Raw genomic sequence first — 18,722 nt, 5'->3', positions numbered from 1 at the left:
ACGAGGTGAACGAAATGGAAACAGTGGCGGTACAGCGGAAGTTCTCGGGTAAACGTAACCGTCTGGATAAACCGGAGCTTCTTGCTCCGGCGGGTAATCTGGAAAAGCTCAAATTTGCGATTCATTACGGCGCTGACGCTGTGTATATTGGCGGACAGGCCTATGGACTTCGTTCCAATGCGGACAACTTCAGCTTTGAAGAAATGCGTGAAGGTGTGGAATTTGCGAGTAAATACGGCGCCAAAGTATTTGTGGCTACCAATATCTATGCACACAATGAAGACATTGAGGGCATTGAGGCATATTTGCGAAACTTGTACAATGCGGGTATCGCGGCCGTGATCGTGGCGGACCCAGCGATTATTGAAGTCGCTCAGCGTGCAGTACCCGGCCTTGAGGTGCACCTAAGTACACAGCAGTCCACACTGAACTGGCAAGCCGTGAAGTTTTGGAAAGACGAGGGGCTTCCGCGTGTGGTTCTGGGGCGCGAAACCAGCTTCGAGGAGATCGAAGAGATTAAGGCGAATGTCGATATCGAGATTGAAGCCTTCATTCATGGAGCAATGTGTTCCTCCTATTCCGGACGCTGTGTACTCTCCAATCACTTTACAGATCGGGATTCCAACCGTGGGGGCTGCTGCCAATCCTGCCGCTGGAAGTATGATTTGTTTGAGGATGCCAGAGAAGACGCGGTATGGGTAAGCGAGGAAGAAATGCAGATGCAGGCTCCGGCACCTTTCAAGCTGGGTGAGAACCAGCTGCCCCTGTTCCAGGAACAGGATAATTCGTTCTCCATGGGATCGAAAGATCTGTGCATGATCGGCCATATTCCCGAATTGATTGATGTGGGCGTGGATAGCTTCAAAATTGAAGGTCGCATGAAGTCGATCCACTATGTGGCTACTGTCGTGAACGTATATCGTCAAGCGATCGATGCTTACATGGCTGATCCGGAAAACTATGTGTTGAAGCCGGAATGGGTCGAAGAGATGAATAAGGCTGCCAACCGTCCGTTAAACACCGGATTTTTCTACGATACACCGGACCATGAGGATCACATCTACGAGCCGGAAGAAAAAGCTGTACCTTATGATTTCGCCGGATTGGTTATGGACTACGATGCAGCTACAGGAATGGCCACCATTCAGCAGCGGAATCATTTCAAGCCTGGACAAGAGATCGAATTTTTCGGTCCAAACGGCACCTTTTTCAAACAGGTTGTAAGTGAAATTCAGGATGAAGAAGGCAATGTATTGGATGCAGCACGACACCCATTGCAGTTGATCAAAATGAAGGTAGACCAGCCTGTATCTTATTTTGATATGATGAGAAAAAAGAAATAGGTTAAATGGCCTATCAATAACAAAATTGTGTTATGAATTAACAATATGTTGTTATGAATCTAACGATTTAGCCCTCCGTATATCGGTATATGGGGGGCTTTTTTTTATAGGAAAATAGGAAAAAAGTTGCAAAATATTTTTTTAAAAACAAAAGGGGAAAGGGGAAAACTGTCGAATATTACATATTTATAGGGGAGAGAAAGAAAAACAACTAGCAAAATGGCAGGTGAATGGGATTGGTTCAAAAGAAGCAGAAGGACAGTGGGGAAAAGGTGAAGAAACCAGTGAAGGAAAAAAAACCGAGAGAGCAGAAGTTTAAGAAATTGAGCTTCTTCAAAAGCAAGACGGAAAAACCATCGAACAAGAAGCCATTTAAGCTGGATTGGAAAAAGATCCAGTGGAATAAGATGGGAGGGACAACGTTAACTCAGGTCAGGAAGGCTAATCCGGTTAAATCGGTAGGGGTCAAACTATTCTTAATCTTTTTTGCGGGGATTATGATTTTTGTTATTAGTTTGGGTCTATTATCCTACTCGAAAGCCAAAAACACCATTGAGGAAAATGCCTCCCGGGCAAACCAGGAAACAATTGATCAAACCAAAGAAAAAATGGATATCATTCTGGAGCGTTTTGTGGATACATCAACCCAGATCTTCTTTGATCCGGAAATGCAATCCTTGTTGCAAAACATGTCTAATAAGGACCTGACAGCGTATGATATGTTCATCAATTCAAGCTCCATCAATAAACAGCTATCCAATGTTGCTTTTACAAATAAATCTATGGAAGCGATTTATTTGGTACCAACGGATGAAAACAAGTCCACCATGGGAACGGGCAGCAGCAGCTCTTCCATGGGTAATATTCGCAGCGAAGCTTGGTATAACGAAATTGTACAGTCCGGCGGATATCGCTGGCTTCCAACAGAAATTAAAGAAGACGGAAGTGCACCAACGTTCCGAATTGCCCGGTCCATGAAAAACCTGCAGGGGACGAATCAGTCCTATGTCTTGGTCATTGAGTTGAAACTGGAAGTTTTGGAGGAACAGTTGAAATCGCTTAATCTGGGAGAGGGAGCTGTAATTCAGCTCATTGCTCCGGATAAAAAAGTGGTTGCCTCAACGATTGCTGACCGCACAGGTAAGGAGACAGAACTCGCTTTTTATGGTGATTTGACTGAAAAGACAGGCAGTACCAATGCAGAGTATGCGGTTGATGGGAAATCAACCGATATGCTTGTAGTTTACAGCACGATGGAAACGTCAGATTGGAAGTTGATTGGAATGGTACCTACTTCCATGCTGGTTAAGGATGCTAAAGGCATTTTGACACTGACGTTGTGGATGGCATTGGTTGATGCAGCAATTGCAGTATTGATTGGGGTATGGATGGTACGCATGATTGCCCGTCCGCTGGGCAGATTGAAAGACCTCATGCAGGAAGGTGCCAAAGGAAATCTGAAGGTACGTACACCATTTACCTCCAAAGATGAGATTGGTCAATTGTCAGCCGCCTTCAATCTGATGATGGAACAGATCACGAAGCTGGTTGAGCAAACGAATCGTTCCGCACAAGAGGTGCTGGATACCGCTTCCGAGCTAAGCAATGCATCCAAGAAGACAGCTATTTCTGCATCGGAGATTGCAGTGGCAACGGAAGAGATTGCAGGTGGTGCCAGCAGCCTGGCTACGGAAGCCGAGCGTGGCAATGAATTGACTGATAATATCTCACGTCAGATGCAGAGCGTTGTTGCCGCGAACGAGGAAATGGGGCAATCCGCCCGTCATGTCGAGCAGTCCAGTGAGACAGGAACGCAGCACTTGAATCAGTTAATGACGAAGACACAGAAGACCGAAGAGATGATCGGTGCTCTGGTGAACAAGGTGGACTCCCTGAAAGAGAGTACATCTTCCGTTCTGAAAGTTCTGGATGTGCTCCAGAATATTACGAAACAGACGAATATTCTGTCACTGAATGCCACCATTGAAGCGGCACGTGCTGGTGCAGCCGGACGCGGATTCATGGTTGTTGCTGGTGAGGTTCGTCAACTCGCCGAGCAATCCAGACAGTCCATTGACATGGTGGGCGAGATTACCGATAAAATCATGCATGAGATGAACGAGACGGTAGCCGCATTGTCCAATGTCAATCCTTTATTCCGGGAGCAAATGGATGCCGTTAAAGATACCAATGTGATCTTTGCTTCGGTTCAAGAGCAGATGGGAGCATTTGTAGAGAAGCTGGGTATGGTAACGGACTCCATCGGGGATCTGAGCAAGTCTCAAGGTACATTGTCTGAGGCGATGAGTAATGTAAGCGCAGTTGCCGAGGAATCCTCTGCAACCTCTGAAGAAGTGGCTTCCTTGAGCAGCGAGCAGCAGAATATCAGCAACCAGTTGGTGAACTTGTCCGACAAGCTGGAGAATGTATCCACTGAACTGAAGAATACGCTGTCACGCTTTACGGTGTAACCAATTACAAAAAGCGTGAAATCTTCAACAAACCTGTTCCGTTTTCTGGAGCAGGTTTGTTGTTGTTTTCCGGATAATTCCAGATGCGAAGAAGCATACTATTCAGAAAAAGGGAGAAGAGGGATAAGGAAGCATGCATGTACAACTAAAAAGAAGAATTTATATTGGTTGTGTCTTCCTGACCGTTATTTTTGCAATCCTTATTCTTCGTCTCGGGTGGATTCAGATGGTTCAGGTAAATCGAGTCATGCCGGGATTCCAGCGAACGGTTCGTGAGATGTCTGTTTTACAGCGTGAACGGGGCGTTATGCTTGATTCAGGCCGAGGACAAATCACAGACCGTAAGGGAAAATCACTGACAGGAAGCCTGCAGTGGGGAGTTGTGCTTTTTCCGCACTCTGGACATAGGCATGTCCAATCCGTGATGAATACGACAAACGTCAGATTGAAGCGGCTGGCAGCCATACTACATACGGATACAACACACCTCATTAAAGAGTGGGAGCAGGGAGACACCCCTCATTTCTGGACAGCAGGCACGCATCAACCGATGGTATTGGACAAGGCCCAACTATCGAAACTTCAGGAATTCGAAGGAGATGGAGCCAGCGTATACCCCGTGATGTCACGTTATGACAAGGGTCGTACAGGAAGGCAATGGTTAGGTTACCTGGCTGAACAACCTGAAGTTCTGAGCGTGAGAGATCAACATACAGTTGAAGTGAAACAACCTTTTGCGCTGAAGTCGGGTGCAGCTGGACTGGAAAGGACGCTTGATCCCCTATTGATAGGCATGGGACCAACCTTGCTGACTCGAATGGTTACTGGCACAGGAGAGGTTATTCCCGAATACGAACCAAGGGTAATTGCCCCGAGAAATAGTCACTATCCTTTAAAGGTAGAGACCACAGTCGATTCAGACATACAGCAAGGAGTAGAACAGATTGCAGAGGAAGCGGGTATGGAAGAGGGGGCGATCGTTGTATTGGATACGGCAAATGCAGATGTACGTGGAATGGTCTCAGTTCCATTTTATGATCCGCTGCATGTGGATCCGGCCAACTCCTCCTGGGCGAATCGGGCTGTGCAGAGTGCTGTCCCCGGATCGATATTCAAAATGGTTACGGCAGCAGCAGCTCTGGAATCACAAGCTGTTTCAACCAAAGAAACCTTTCATTGTGGCGGAGAATGGGGAAAGTATGGGTTATCCTGCTGGAAAGAACATGGACATGGTGATCTGAAGCTGGAGCAGGGCTTCGCTGAGTCCTGTAATATTGTTTTTGCCGAAACAGCCCGCCGCCTCAGTATGGAGCAGTTGGAGCGAACTGCCGATGCTTTGGGCTTGGCACGGACGATCGGCTGGGAGAAGAAGGATGTGGCAGGAATGCCGGTGCTGCGTCATTTTGATCACGAAGATGCTGGGCGGGTACGTACAACAACAGTCTCATCTGAGGATGAAGGAGCCCGGGTACAGACAGCCATTGGTCAGCGAGATACCCGCGTATCCCCGTTACAGGCGGCGAATCTCATTGTGACCCTGCTTCATGATGGGCGTGTTCATGCGCCGCGGCTTGTTCAGCGTATCCGATATGCTGATGGTGATGTGATGCTTGAAATGCCCCCGCAGCACTCGCCTTCGGTAGCCGGTCATATCTCTCCCGCAACCTCTCATCAGCTTCTGAGATGGATGCGTAAGGTTGTAACGGATGGAACCGGAAAAACCCTGCAGCATGCACGGTGGCACGTTGCAGGGAAGTCGGGTACCGCCCAGGTGGAGCAGAAAGGACGGAAACGTAATCATCAATGGTTTATCGGGTATGGCCCGGTAGAGAAGCCTCGATATGCAGTAGCCGTTTTGGTCCAGAATGTAACACCAGGCGGCCACCACCAGGCTACAGATATCTTTCGCCGTGTGATGGATTACTTGGCCGAATCTTCCTGATCTGCAGTCTGTGTTGAAGCTTCGGTAGATGATTCCGTGTTCACGCCCGCGGCTTCACCCACAGGCGTATCCATGACTAAAGGAGAAGAATCGAATTCATCCTTGGGCAGATGTATCCATCGCTGTAAATAGCCTTGCTGCAACAACTCTTTTAACAGGATCAGCAGCACTGGTGATAGTACAACTCCGGCAAGGCCGAATATGGAGAGTGAGATCAGCATAAATGAAAGCATCAGGTATGCGGAAGACACTCCAATCGAGTTGCCGGATATTTTCGGTTCAAGCAGCTGGCGTGTCAGCATAGTAATCACGAGAACGACGACTAGACCAATGGCCAAGCTGCTGTTCCCTATGATGAAGAGATAGACAATCCATGGGATAAATATAACCGGAACCCCAAGAAGAGGCACGAGATCGAATACCGCACAGACTGCAGCGATCGTAAAGGCATTATTGGTTCCAAGAATGAGCAGTCCAACATAGATCAATACAAAGGTGATTAGCATCATGATCATCTGTGCCTTCAAGTACGAACGAATGGTTTTGAAGACATGGTTGCGCATAAAAGCCATAGCGAGCTTCAATGTTTTCGGTGTCTTGGCACGGGCAAACTTGCGCCAGGATTCAATCTCGATACTGAGAAAGAAGGCAAGAATGATTGCAATCCCAAAGTTTGTGATAAATGATGAAAATGAACTGAGAAATCCAATAATGAATTGTGCGCCACTGGTCACCCAGTTGGACAGGAAACCGGTAAGTGTTGCAAAATAATCGTTTATCTTCTCAATAATACCAGGAGGAAGTGCGTTCCACTTGTCCTGAAGAAAGTAGGCGAGATTGGTGAACTCACTCTGCAGCAGCTCTACGTATCGCGGGAAGTTATCCTGCAGATTGGATATTTGAGAGATAATAATCAGACCCACGCCAAAAAAGGCAGCAACAATCAGTGCAAGAAAAAGCAAAACGGATATCGCCGCTCCCAGTGTTTTGGGCAGTCCTCGGCGATGCAAAAAACGGGCCAGTGGTTCAATCATCCAGTATACGATAAATGAAAGAAACACAGGTGCAGCCAATTGATACAATCGGCTAAAGCCATACATGACTAAATATACAGTTAACACAAGTAAAGCGATGTCAAAAACAGTACGTCCATATTTTCTATAAAGGGGTAACATGGGCAGGGCTCCTTCATCCGTCATTCATTCCATTTATTGTACACGATTGACTTGTTTTTTGGAAAACAGGATTCAAGAAAAGTTTAAATTGTGATAAAATTAAAGGCGATTTATTTTCCATAGTACATGGATGGGAGCAGTCATTCAGCAAGAGAAGTGGGGAATCAGAGCATGACAAATTTACTTCAGAGCCTATTTTTATGGGCATTGTACATTTCATCTTTTTACGCCTTTATTCCAAGTTTGATCAGCAGACTCTTTGGGTTGCGCGTGTTCAGGCGTGGTAAAAGCGATACACAGTTTGCGTTAACATTCGATGATGGTCCCGATCCGGTATATACGCCAAGGTTGCTCCGATTGCTGAAGCAATACGATGCCAAGGCGACTTTTTTTGTGGTTGGGGAGCATGCGGCAAGTCACCCGGAGCTTATCCAGCACATTCATGAGCAAGGACATCTGATCGGAATCCATAACTACATCCACAAAACAAACTGGTTAATGCGGCCGCGTACGGTTAAAAATCAGATACAGCGAACAGGCCAGATTATTGAGGAAGTCACGGGGGTAAGAACCTGTTTTTACCGTCCGCCTTGGGGGATCATGAACCTGTTTGATTTTTTCAGTAGAAAGGATCGCCAGATTGTCCTGTGGTCTTCCATGTTCGAGGATTGGAGAAGTCGTGTCGGAGCGAAGAAACTGACAGAACGCATGTTGAAAGAGCTCAGAGGCGGAGAAGTCATGCTGCTGCATGACCGGGGTACCACGATCGGGGCTGACGCACATGCACCTGAACAGATGCTTCAGGCCTTGGAAGTGGTACTGCAAGAGGCCGAGCGGCAGGGATTGCAAAGTGTACGCATCGATACCTTGATGGGAGGAGGCATTACAGTGAGTGAATCTCAAAAAACGAGTCCAGCTCAGACCGTATTATCCCCATGGAAACGAATTGTGGTTGCTTTATGGCTTGGCTGGGAGAAGTTGTTCCACTGGGTGTACCATCTGCGGACGGCTTCGCCGGAAGACCCGATGCTTCATTATCGATCCCGTGTATACCACGGTGCGTTGGTTGAAATGAGCGAGGGGCAAGTCATCCGAAACGGCGACCCGGTTATTGAACTTCATTTTGATAATAAAAAATTATTTGAGCTCGGGATAACCTCGCGCTCAAGTATGCATCTGGCCATTCGTATGATTCGGGCCATGGAACAGCAGCTTCCCGATCTGGCTCGGCAGATTGCATCGGAACCGGAACTCCGTTCTGCCAAAGCAGTGTACGGTGTAAGTATGATTAATCGGGGACCTGAGAAATTCGGATTCACCGTTAAGGATCTGCCGCCTGGGCCTTTCAGTTCGGCTTCCAAGGTGTATCTCAGTCTATTGCTCAGCGTAATTCATCCTTCAGGAACCAAGCGTCTGAAACAGCGATCCGAACAATTGGTCCCGAAAATGATTGCCATGCCGCTGGGTGTATTAATGGAGCGTTACGGACAACATGCCCTTGTAGCTGCAACGACGGAACAGATGCAAACAGATCTGGTGGAGACTGAAGCGGATGTACTGGCTGGTGCTGAGCTGAACAACACACCAACCGTTTAATAAACGGGGTATTATTCATATCTAATTCGATTGCATGTAAACCAATGCAAAAAGGGTTGCTCCCTTGCCATTACTGGCAGAGGAGCAACCCTTTTTATTTTGTATTTTGCTTCAGATAGCAAAACAAATGAAAAATTGCAGGGGATTAAATTTTCAAAACCCCGCCGTTACTTGCATTGGTAACGAGTTTGGAATAGCGAGCCAGCAAGCCTGTTTTTACTTTCGGCTCGAAGCCTTTCCAACCTGCGCGGCGACGTTCAAACTCTTCATCGCTGATGTGCAGCTCGATGATGCGGTTGTTCAGATCCAGCTCAATGATATCTCCTTCTTCAACAAAAGCGATTGGACCGCCTTCTGCTGCTTCCGGAGAGATGTGGCCGATACTGATACCGCGGGATGCACCAGAGAAACGTCCGTCTGTGATCAGACCGACTTTGGCACCAAGTCCCATACCTACGATCTGGGAGGTTGGAGCGAGCATCTCAGGCATACCTGGTCCGCCTTTTGGTCCTTCGTATCGGATAACGACAACGTGTCCTTCTTTTACTTTGCCGTTCGCGATGCCTTCAAGTGCTTCTTCTTGTGAATCGAAGCAGATTGCAGGTCCTTTGTGGTAACCGCCAACCGAAGCATCAACCGCACCGACTTTGATAATCGCGCCTTCCGGTGCAAGGTTACCAAACAATACGGCAAGGCCACCTCTTTCGGAATGCGGGTTATCCAGCTTGTGGATGACATTCGTATCCTGAATCTCTTGTCCCTCTACGTTCTCACGGATCGTTTTACCTGTTACGGTAATACAATCAGCGTGGATCGCACCTGGTTTCTTCAGCAATTCGTTCAAAACTGCACTTACGCCGCCGGCATTGTGTACATCTTCGATATGCAGGTCGGATGCAGGTGCAAGCTTCGCCAGGTGAGGTACACGGTTAGCCACTTCATTGATGCGCTCGATTGGATAATCGATGCCTGCTTCATGAGCGAGAGCCAAAGTGTGCAGTACAGTGTTGGTTGAACCACCCATAGCCATATCCAGTGCGAAGGCGTTGTCGATCGCTTCAACCGTAACGATATCGCGTGGTTTCAGATCCAATTTGATGAGTTCCATCAATTGTTTCGCGGATTGTTTAACAAACTCACGACGCTCAGGAGCTACAGCCAAAATGGTACCGTTACCTGGCATAGCCAGTCCCATCGCTTCAGCCAGACAGTTCATCGAGTTTGCTGTGAACATACCGGAGCAAGAACCACAAGTTGGGCAACCGAACTGTTCAAGCTCGAGCAAGCTCTTATCGTCGATTTTACCAGCCTGGAATGCACCTACGCCTTCAAATACGGAAGTCAGGGACAGGGCCTTACCATTGCTGTCACGACCTGCTTTCATTGGGCCACCACTTACAAATACAGTTGGGATATTGCAGCGGAGTGCACCCATCATCATGCCTGGCGTGATTTTATCACAGTTCGGGATACAGACCATGCCGTCGAACCAGTGTGCTGATACAACCGTTTCCACGGAATCCGCGATAATATCACGGCTTGGCAGTGAGTAACGCATACCAATGTGTCCCATGGCAATTCCGTCATCTACTCCGATGGTGTTGAATTCGAATGGAACGCCGCCCGCTTCACGAATAGCATCCTTTACGATTTTACCAAATTCCTGCAGGTGAACGTGGCCCGGCACGATATCAATGTAAGAGTTACATACAGCGATAAACGGCTTGCCGAAGTCCTCTTCTTTAACGCCCGCTGCGCGGAGCAGACTCCGGTGTGGTGCACGGTCAAAACCTTTTTTGATCATATCGGAACGCATCTTATTGGCTGACATGGTGTATTTCCCCCCAAATATATAATATTGAGCAACATGAATGGAAATATAAATGGCAGTACATCTGTCGTTTAATTTCATCCGTACTCTAAAAAATAACCGACGTGGTCGGCTTCGAGCTTCCCGTAGTTTATGAAGTTCTTTGCTGCTTTAAACCCGTGAACAACCCGGTTTTTTATAGAGTCTATCACAACCGTCGTCATATTTCTACAATCAATAGAAAGAAGCCGTCTCTCATTTCCATGGAGTTCGGCTTTCTTAACAGCAATATAACGTTTCGTTATTATTCGGGTAAGATTCGGTGCAATAGGCTAGTTGCTTCCGCCTTTGCGTCCGATCTCACGATAGAATTCTTTGGTATGCGTTTCGGAGGTTGCTTCGCCACCTTTGCGGCCAATTTCCTTGTAAAAATCGGAATCATGAGCATCGGAGGTCGCTTCTCCACCTTTTTTGCCTATCATTTGGTAGAAGCTGCGGTCATGATTTTTGGAGGTGGCTCTGCCACCCAATCGGCCTGCTTCCTCGCGACTCATCTTTTTTCCAGCTGTCTGTGAACGTGCCATTACAAATCACTCCTTAAGGGATAAGTTGTTTTTTGTAGCGCGTATCCCTACTTACCACGTTGCTTCCAGCCTGAAACAAGCCGTTACGACAGAAGGTAATGAATAAGGAGCAGATGAGCATTCACGCAGAACGTTTGAATATTTCACGGCGATGCAGGGAAAACCGGGAGATATCCGGTTCGATTACGGGCCGAAAGGCATGACGTACTGCGGGCTGGGCCAATAGTACAGCAAACATTACGGCAATGGCAACGATCACGGGAATATATAATCCGCTTTCGATATAATTATAAACGCCTGACCAGATCATAAGGCGAACGAGAAATCCGTGCAGGAGAAATACATACAGTGTACGCCGTCCCATATCGGTCAGTCTGGATGTAAGGGAAGGCACCCAGGCCAGAAATAAAGCTCCCGAGATCATTTCGAGGGCATAAATTGCAAGACGATAGATTCCGGCATACCATTCATGGTGACCGAGTTCAGCATAAGTCATGCTGCCCATTAACCAACCTATGGAGATCTCGAGTCCTCCCAAACCTATCCATATCAAAAGACCAGCAGATAATATTGCGGCGGCATGACGTCCCCAGCCTGTTTGCACATAAGAACGAATGGACGCTCCATAGTCATAACCGATCATGAAGAAAGGGAGGAACACAAACGTTCGGCTGAAGCTGAGCCAAAATCCGTCCACAGGCAAGTAACCCGCCACTACTCCCAGCAGAATGGAGGCGATAAGCCGATGGATCGGCTTCCATGATAAGGTAGCTCTGAGCAGAAGCCTCCAGCAGAAGTGGCTGGCCAGAAACCACAGCAACAGATAAGGAGCAAAAAAGGACAGTTTCATGTGCGGGGTGTGGAACACCGTAACATCCATTAGAGCATATAACGATTGAAACAGAACGTACTGAAGCGCAATTTGTTTAAGCACTTTGCGTCCGGATGCACCCTGAGGTGCATGTCTGGCAAAATATCCGGTAACCCATACGAATAACGGCATATGAAATGTATATATCCATAGGAACAGAGCCTCTGCTCCCGCAAAGCGTGTAATGAGTGGTTCAAGAGCATTTCCAACGAGTACACAGACAATAAGCATAAAGCGCAAGTTATAAAAAAATGATTCCTGATCACCACGGATTCCAGTACGTTTGTTCATGTTGTAACCCTCCTGTTGACCTCACGCTCGAGGCCATCTGTATCTTTCATAAGGGTAATACGGATATGAAGTAATCATTGTGATATAATTCACAATAGAAAGCGCTATCCTTTCCCAGAGCTGTGACAACAAAATGAACGGGCGGGATTGACAACGGTTGCATAGAGGATGACAATGGGAAAAGAAGATGAGGAATTGTAAATATAAGGAGGCTAAGAAACGATGTCAACGAATACCCGCCATAGTCCTGAAATTGTTACATTCGGTGAAAGTATGGGTTTGCTGACAGCCAAGGATACAAGAGGTCTTGAATACGCGGCTTCATTGGACAAGTCGTTTGGCGGCGCAGAGAGCAATCTGGCCATCGGTGTGTCCCGTCTGGGCCATACAAGTGGTTGGTTTGGGCGCTTGGGTCAGGATCCCATCGGCAACATGATCTTAAAAGCGATTCGTGGTGAAGGTGTAGATGTATCCAGAGCACGCTTGAGTGACGCGGAGCCGACAGGTCTGATGATTCGTGAGAACGCTTCCGGGAAATCCTCTGTACATTATTATAGGAAACTATCCGCTGCGAGTGCCATGACTCCGGATGATCTTGATCCGGACTATATTGCCGGGGCTGCGATTTTGCACGTTACAGGTATTACTGCCGCTATAAGCTCTTCGGGTTTGTCTACGGTAGAAGCTGCCATACATATAGCCAAACAGGCTGGTGTAAAAGTAAGTTTTGATCCGAATCTGCGTCTTAAACTCTGGTCAGCAGAGCAGGCTCGTCCGGTTTTGCTTCGTCTGGCAGAGCAGGCTGACTACTTTTTGCCAGGCCTGGACGAGATGAAGCTTTTGTATAACGAACAGGATGAGCAGAAGATATTCGAGCGTTTGTCAGCTCTGAATGCCGTCTCCATCGTAAAAGGCGGACCGGATTTGACCTATGTATTGGTGAATGGTGCCCTAACGGAAGTTCCGTACTTCAAGGCGGATCATGTGCTGGATACGGTTGGCGCGGGAGATGGATTTTGTGCAGGTTTCCTATCAGGCCTGCTTAAGGGATACTCTCCGCAGGAAGCTACCCGGCTCGGGAACTTAACTGGCTCCATGGTCATACAGGCGGTAGGTGATTGGGAGGCGCTTCCGACGTGGGATCAAGTCGAGGCCAAGCTGAACAACGTAACCCATGTTGAGCGCTAGTCGCTGCTGATATCATGTAAGTCTCATCTTCGTTCTTCAATTGTAAGGCTTGTAATAAACAACCACATTGATAAGGGAGAGAATGAAATGAAGAAGCTTCAGCTGCTGCAAAAAATAACGGATAACGGGGTAGTCGCCGTGCTTCGGGCCGACTCTGCCGATCAGGTCATTGCCATGGCCGAGCAAGCCATTGCCGGTGGAATCAAAGTGATTGAGATAACGATGACGGTTCCGAGTGCACTCAAAGCCATCGAGAAACTGAGCCGTGTCTACCATTGGAACACACAGGATCCCGAAAAGTTCGCCATAATAGGCGCAGGTACAGTGCTTGAGCCCCAGACAGCAAGAGCTGCAATCATGTCAGGTGCTGAGTTTGTTGTCGGACCATCTCTGAATCCGGATACCGTACAGATCTGCAATCTCTATCGAATTCCGATCCTGCCTGGCGTGATGACCATTGCCGATGTTCAACGTGCGCTTGAGCTTGGTGTGGACATCGTGAAGCTGTTCCCAGGCAATCTGTATGATCCATCCATTATCAAGACGATGAAGGGGCCTATGCCTCAAGCGAATTTTATGCCGACCGGCGGGGTATCCTTGTCCAATCTGGGCGATTGGATCAAGGGAGGAGCCGTAGCTGTGGGGATCGGGTCCGACCTGACTTCCGAAGCAATGAAAACAGGGGATTTAAGTCATGTTCGCCGCAAGGCGGAACAATATATGGATGCTTACCGTAAGGCGAAAGCGGAATAGAGGCAAGGCGGGGAATGTGAGCAGGTTCAGCCTTGCTCCTTTCCCAAAAAGCCGCAGCACCTGCGGTAAGTGAAGAAAGGTGATTGAAGTTGAGGAACCGGTATAATACAGGGCGCAAGAAGAGGGGCATCGGAAAATTTCTGCTCGTACTTCTGGCGCTCATTATCATTGGCTGCGGGTTTGTTGCCTGGAAGCTATTTACCCCGTACGGACCGCAGGAAATGGCCCAGAAGGCTATGGAAACAGCGGATCAGGTTACGGTGAGTGAACAGGAAAACTGGATTGATTTTATGCCAGACAAACCTGAAGGGATTAGTGTTATTTTCTATCCGGGTGGTTTGGTGAAGCCGGAAAGCTACGCTCCTCTGGCTCACGAGTTGGCTGAAGCCGGACACCATACCATCATTGCCAAAATGCCGGTCAATCTGGCAGTACTGAAACAAAATCTGGCAGATGATATTCGTAATGCTTATCCGGACGAATCATTCGTCATGGGTGGACACTCATTGGGTGGATCCATGGCTGCGCGTTATGCAGCATCCCATCCGGGCGCGCTTCACGGTATCTTTTTCCTGGCGTCCTATCCGGATCAAAAAGGCAGCGTGAAGTCATTGGGGATTCAGGCGCTATCCATATTGGGTACCAATGACGAAGTCGTTAATGCGACCAAATACCAAAACGGCCGCGCCTATCTGCCGGAAGACACGGTGTACTACACCATTGAAGGAGGGAACCACTCGCAGTTCGGTGACTACGGGCACCAGAGTGGTGACGGAGAACCTGAAATTACGGGCGAAGAGCAGTTGTCTCAAACGGTAAAGGCGGTTACCGAATGGCTCGAAGGTGTCCAATAATACATCTGCCAGGAGGGGGGCAAGGTTATGGCTATACTTCAAGTAAAGGGGCTGCAGCTTCCCTGCCAGGGTATTTTGTTCGATAAGGATGGGACACTGCTTGAATTTTTGCAATTATGGGGGCCGTGGGCCGATTCCTTACTAAATCAATTGGAAGCCGTGTTATCAGGCATGGGGACTGGTTTCACGGTGGAAAGAGGCAGGGTACTCGGTACAGTCCACGATAGCGAAGGACACATTGTTGATTATGACAGGCAGGGTCCGCTGGCCATCGCTACTGTAGATGAGAGTACCGGGCTCCTGGCCGGACAGTTGTATGCGGCAGGCATGGCTTGGAATGATGCGATCACAACAGTCCGTGAGCTCTCCAATTCAGCCATGCAGGAAGTGCGTTCCAAACGGCAGGCTGAGCCTATGCCTGGACTGGTTTCTTTTTTGCAGAGCTGCCAAGCAGCTTCGATCAAGGTGGCGGTGGTAACCTCGGACAGCACGTCAGCAGCCGAAGAGCATCTGGAATGGATGGGGATACGGTCTTTCTTTACGTCGATCGTAGGCTGTGATCGCGTTACCTTAGGCAAGCCGAATGGCGAAACAGCCAAGCTGGCATGTCATGAATTACATATTCATCCTAACCAGGCCATCGTTATAGGGGATAGCAACGGGGATATGCAAATGGGACTGAACGCAGGAGTTCCGCATGTCATTGGTTTTTGTCCCCTTGGGAAGGAAGCAGTACATTTACAGGATGCGGATGTCGTTATTGGGGATTATCACGAAATCCGGGTGAGTCCGGATGGTGCCTGAACGGGATTATTCCGCTAAGGAGGAGAGAGGATGAACGGGGTAGAACAGCTGGCTTCCTGGATTCAGGAAAGTTCCAATATTGTTTTTTTCGGAGGGGCAGGAACGTCGACCGAAAGCGGGATTCCCGACTTCCGCTCTGCCGCGGGCCTATATCAGACAGAGCAGCATTCTCCGTATCCGCCGGAGGAACTGCTAAGTCGTCACTTTTTCGATCAGCATGCCGATATTTTCTATGATTTCTATCGGGGCAAAATGCTTCATCCCGATGCCGAACCCAACGGTTGTCACCGGCTCCTTGCACGTTTGGAGCAGGAAGGTCAGCTGAAGGCGGTCATTACCCAGAATATCGACGGGTTGCATCAAAAAGCAGGCAGCACCAACGTACTCGAATTGCATGGGTCCGTTCATCGGAATGCCTGCATGGATTGCGGGCGTTTCTACCCGCTGGATGACATCATTCGGTCGAAGGATGCGGTTCCCCGCTGTGCAGCTTGTCATGGGGTCATTAAGCCTGACGTTGTGCTCTATGAAGAGGAATTGGACCAGAACACGCTATACCAGTCTGTGGACGCAATCTCTTCTGCTGATCTGCTGCTGGTCGGCGGTACCTCACTGACCGTCCATCCTGCTGCACAGCTAATTACGTATTTTCGGGGAAAACACACCGTCTTACTGAATGCCACGCCAACGGCATATGACCGGCAGGCAGATTTGCTGATTACTGACCCGATTGGCGAGGTAATGATTAAGGTGGACCAGCTTCTTGGTTAAACGGTTTGTCTGAAATAACCGCCTTATCCCGCGCTCGAACATAGTGCAGGAAGCGGAACCTGGGGAAAGAAGGGATTCATGATGGTCTACTTAGCCAGCGATACACGCTATGAAACGATGAAATATAACCGGGTTGGACGTTCTGGGTTGAAACTTCCGGCAATTTCACTTGGACTTTGGCATAATTTCGGCGGCATCAACAATGCGGAGAACGGTCGAAACATGATTACTCGATCCTTTGATCTGGGCATTACGCATTTCGATCTTGCCAACAATTACGGTCCGCCCGCAGGTTCTGCAGAGCAGCTGTTTGGTCAGGTGCTGGCCCAGGATCTGAAGCCCTATCGGGATGAGCTGGTGATATCCACCAAAGCGGGATATTATATGTGGCCCGGACCGTATGGCGAATGGGGTTCCCGCAAGAACCTGGTATCCAGCCTGAATCAGAGTCTGAAGCGCATGGGGCTGGATTATGTCGATATTTTCTATTCACATCGTTATGATCCGGAAACACCGCTGGAAGAAACGATGATGGCTCTGGACCATATTGTTCGTTCGGGTAAGGCACTGTATGTGGGCATCTCCAATTACCCGGCAGAGCAGACGAGAGAGGCTGCCGAAATTCTGAAAGGTCTGGGTACACCTCTATTGATCCACCAACCGAAGTATTCCATGCTGGACCGTTGGATTGAAGATGGGCTGCAGGATGTCCTGGATGAGTATGGTGCAGGCAGCATTGCATTTTGTCCTTTGGCACAAGGGGTACTGACGAACAAATATCTGAATGGCATTCCGGAGGATTCCCGTGCAAAAGGGCCGTCCGTTTTCTTGAACGAGAACAATATCTCACCTGAGACGCTGCGCAAAGTTCGTGCTCTCAATCAGATTGCTGCAGCTCGTGGTCAGAGTCTGGCGCAGTTCGCGCTCTCCTGGGTTTTGCGAAGCGGTAGGGTAACGTCGGCATTGATCGGTGCAAGCCGTACATCGCAGATCGAGGAGAATGTGGCCGCGCTCAATCAGCTGGACTTCTCATCGGAAGAGCTGGAGCGAATTGAATCCATTCTTAGTCCCGAACATCATGACAAATAAGCATGTGACTGAGAACCTATAATAAATGAAAAAAGAAGGTGCATGTTAGCCATAATGGCAAATGCATCTTCTTTTCTTTTTCACTAATTTGCAATCATATCAAGCATGGTGCCCAAGTAACCAGACGTTGTTCGAACCACTTACATTTTTCTTGAAGGGTTATTTCTTGTTTGGTTCTGTTATGCCGGGCCTCGGAGCTGGAGGTCTGGAGAGAATGTTTTCCCGGTAGAGAGTCGGAGCTTCTCCGTGGAAACGTTTGAACTGTTTGGAGAAATAAAGGGCATCTGGCAGTCCTACGGATGCAGATACCTGCTCAATGGACAGATCCGGACGTTCACGCAGCAGCTGCCGTGACTTGTCAATGCGGAGCTTGAGCAGATACGTGACCGGGGATAGACCAGTTTCCTGCTTGAATATCCGGGATAGATAAGCGCGGTTGTAGCCGAGACTGGCCGACATCTGTTCAATGGAGACGGGGTGAGCATATTGGGTAGACATGTATTGGATCATCTGTTTTACCGTCCGTCTAATCGAAGATTCACCAGGAATCAGGGTTTGTCCCTGAGAAAGGTGATTTTGGGCTTCGGCTAGAATCATATATAACGTACCGATGGATGTAAAATGAGAGCTTTCCTTGCGCTCGGCAAATGCATTTTGCATGACGGATAGCCAGTCAGCAATTCCGCAGGACGGGCCAGCATGAAATACGGATTTTTCCGGACGAAATCCCGCTTCTTCCGTGTGTTTCCCAGCCTGGCTACCTGTATAGGCCATCCATCGATATTCCCAGGGGCGTCGGGCGTCGGACTGGTAACTTACCAGTTGCCCGGGATGAATGAGGAAACAATCTCCTGCGGATAATTCGTAGGTATGGAGTTCCGTGCGGAATGTACCAGCGCCCTTTTCTACATAATGAAGCAGATAGTAATCGTATAGTTTTGGACCAAGAGCATGACCCGGAAGGGTCTGGCTTGCGCCTGCAAAAAGGACATGTAACGGCCCCTTTTCATAATAGACCGGATTGGAGGCAACGGAGTACGTTTTTGCTCCACTTTTCCCCGAGGATTCCTGGGTGTTTTTTATCGGATCTACTGCTGAATGTTCCTTGTGTTGATCAATCATGTGCCGTTCCTTCTTTCTGTGGTGTTCTTTCCATTATATGACGGAAGGTCACATTTAT

The 18,722-nt window shown here is 48.4% G+C and carries 14 protein-coding genes and 1 pseudogene; 10 read left to right on the top strand and 5 right to left on the bottom strand.

Features of this window, described 5'->3' with window-relative positions; all coding sequences use genetic code 11:
- Nucleotides 1-14: 14 nt before the first annotated feature.
- From CHH60_RS14495 to CHH60_RS14485, 3 genes are all read left to right on the top strand, one after another.
- A complete protein-coding gene (locus CHH60_RS14495; protein WP_095359782.1) occupies nt 15-1,343 on the top strand; it encodes a peptidase U32 family protein in 1,329 nt (442 codons plus the stop codon).
- Nucleotides 1,344-1,573: 230 nt separating this feature from the next.
- A complete protein-coding gene (locus CHH60_RS14490) occupies nt 1,574-3,814 on the top strand; it encodes a methyl-accepting chemotaxis protein (RefSeq protein ID WP_255247932.1) in 2,241 nt (746 codons plus the stop codon).
- Between the two features lie 133 nt (nt 3,815-3,947).
- Nucleotides 3,948-5,756, top strand: coding sequence for a peptidoglycan D,D-transpeptidase FtsI family protein (locus CHH60_RS14485; RefSeq protein WP_255247931.1), 1,809 nt, complete (start codon nt 3,948-3,950; stop codon nt 5,754-5,756).
- Here CHH60_RS14485 and CHH60_RS14480 read toward each other — a convergent pair.
- Nucleotides 5,735-6,931: an AI-2E family transporter gene (locus CHH60_RS14480; protein ID WP_095359781.1), complete on the bottom strand. Its 1,197-nt coding sequence runs from the start codon at nt 6,929-6,931 to the stop codon at nt 5,735-5,737. The two genes, CHH60_RS14485 and CHH60_RS14480, sit on opposite strands and share 22 nt — an antisense overlap.
- A 171-nt stretch (nt 6,932-7,102) precedes the next feature.
- Here CHH60_RS14480 and CHH60_RS14475 point away from each other — a divergent pair, with 171 nt between their 5' ends.
- A complete protein-coding gene (locus CHH60_RS14475; RefSeq protein WP_095359780.1) occupies nt 7,103-8,527 on the top strand; it encodes a polysaccharide deacetylase family protein in 1,425 nt (474 codons plus the stop codon).
- A gap of 145 nt (nt 8,528-8,672) precedes the next feature.
- Here the strand turns inward: CHH60_RS14475 and ilvD are convergent, their stop codons facing one another.
- The 3 genes and pseudogenes from ilvD to CHH60_RS14460 all read right to left on the bottom strand — a co-directional run bounded on the left by ilvD (nt 8,673) and on the right by CHH60_RS14460 (nt 12,083).
- A complete protein-coding gene (gene ilvD / locus CHH60_RS14470; protein WP_095289529.1) occupies nt 8,673-10,358 on the bottom strand; it encodes a dihydroxy-acid dehydratase in 1,686 nt (561 codons plus the stop codon).
- A 320-nt stretch (nt 10,359-10,678) separates the two neighbouring features.
- A pseudogene (locus CHH60_RS14465) lies at nt 10,679-10,921 on the bottom strand (KGG domain-containing protein); the annotation flags it as partial.
- 121 nt (nt 10,922-11,042) lie between these two features.
- Nucleotides 11,043-12,083 (bottom strand): acyltransferase family protein, encoded by a 1,041-nt coding sequence (locus CHH60_RS14460; protein ID WP_095359778.1) that lies wholly within the window; start codon nt 12,081-12,083, stop codon nt 11,043-11,045.
- Between the two features lie 222 nt (nt 12,084-12,305).
- On the opposite strand from CHH60_RS14460, the gene CHH60_RS14455 reads away from it, so the two are divergent.
- From CHH60_RS14455 to mgrA, 6 genes are all read left to right on the top strand, one after another.
- Nucleotides 12,306-13,271 carry a sugar kinase gene (locus tag CHH60_RS14455; protein ID WP_095359777.1) on the top strand — a complete coding sequence of 322 codons (966 nt, stop codon included), beginning with the start codon at nt 12,306-12,308 and terminating at the stop codon, nt 13,269-13,271.
- 87 nt (nt 13,272-13,358) lie between these two features.
- Entirely contained in the window at nt 13,359-14,024 is a 666-nt protein-coding gene (locus CHH60_RS14450) for a bifunctional 2-keto-4-hydroxyglutarate aldolase/2-keto-3-deoxy-6-phosphogluconate aldolase (RefSeq protein ID WP_095359776.1), read from the top strand.
- Between the two features lie 89 nt (nt 14,025-14,113).
- Nucleotides 14,114-14,878: an alpha/beta fold hydrolase gene (locus tag CHH60_RS14445; protein ID WP_095359775.1), complete on the top strand. Its 765-nt coding sequence runs from the start codon at nt 14,114-14,116 to the stop codon at nt 14,876-14,878.
- A 27-nt stretch (nt 14,879-14,905) separates the two neighbouring features.
- Entirely contained in the window at nt 14,906-15,682 is a 777-nt protein-coding gene (locus tag CHH60_RS14440) for an HAD family hydrolase (protein ID WP_095359774.1), read from the top strand.
- A gap of 30 nt (nt 15,683-15,712) precedes the next feature.
- Nucleotides 15,713-16,453: an NAD-dependent protein deacylase gene (locus CHH60_RS14435; RefSeq protein WP_095359773.1), complete on the top strand. Its 741-nt coding sequence runs from the start codon at nt 15,713-15,715 to the stop codon at nt 16,451-16,453.
- A gap of 81 nt (nt 16,454-16,534) precedes the next feature.
- Nucleotides 16,535-17,542 (top strand): L-glyceraldehyde 3-phosphate reductase, encoded by a 1,008-nt coding sequence (mgrA, locus tag CHH60_RS14430; RefSeq protein WP_095359772.1) that lies wholly within the window; start codon nt 16,535-16,537, stop codon nt 17,540-17,542.
- Nucleotides 17,543-17,701: 159 nt separating this feature from the next.
- Here the strand turns inward: mgrA and CHH60_RS14425 are convergent, their stop codons facing one another.
- Nucleotides 17,702-18,664: an AraC family transcriptional regulator gene (locus CHH60_RS14425; protein ID WP_255247930.1), complete on the bottom strand. Its 963-nt coding sequence runs from the start codon at nt 18,662-18,664 to the stop codon at nt 17,702-17,704.
- Nucleotides 18,665-18,722: the final 58 nt, after the last annotated feature.

Origin of the sequence: Paenibacillus sp. 7523-1, assembly GCF_002276415.1 — a bacterium.
Taxonomy (GTDB): Bacteria; Bacillota; Bacilli; order Paenibacillales; family Paenibacillaceae; genus Paenibacillus; species Paenibacillus illinoisensis_A.
This window is presented reverse-complemented; position numbering and strand designations above follow the sequence as displayed.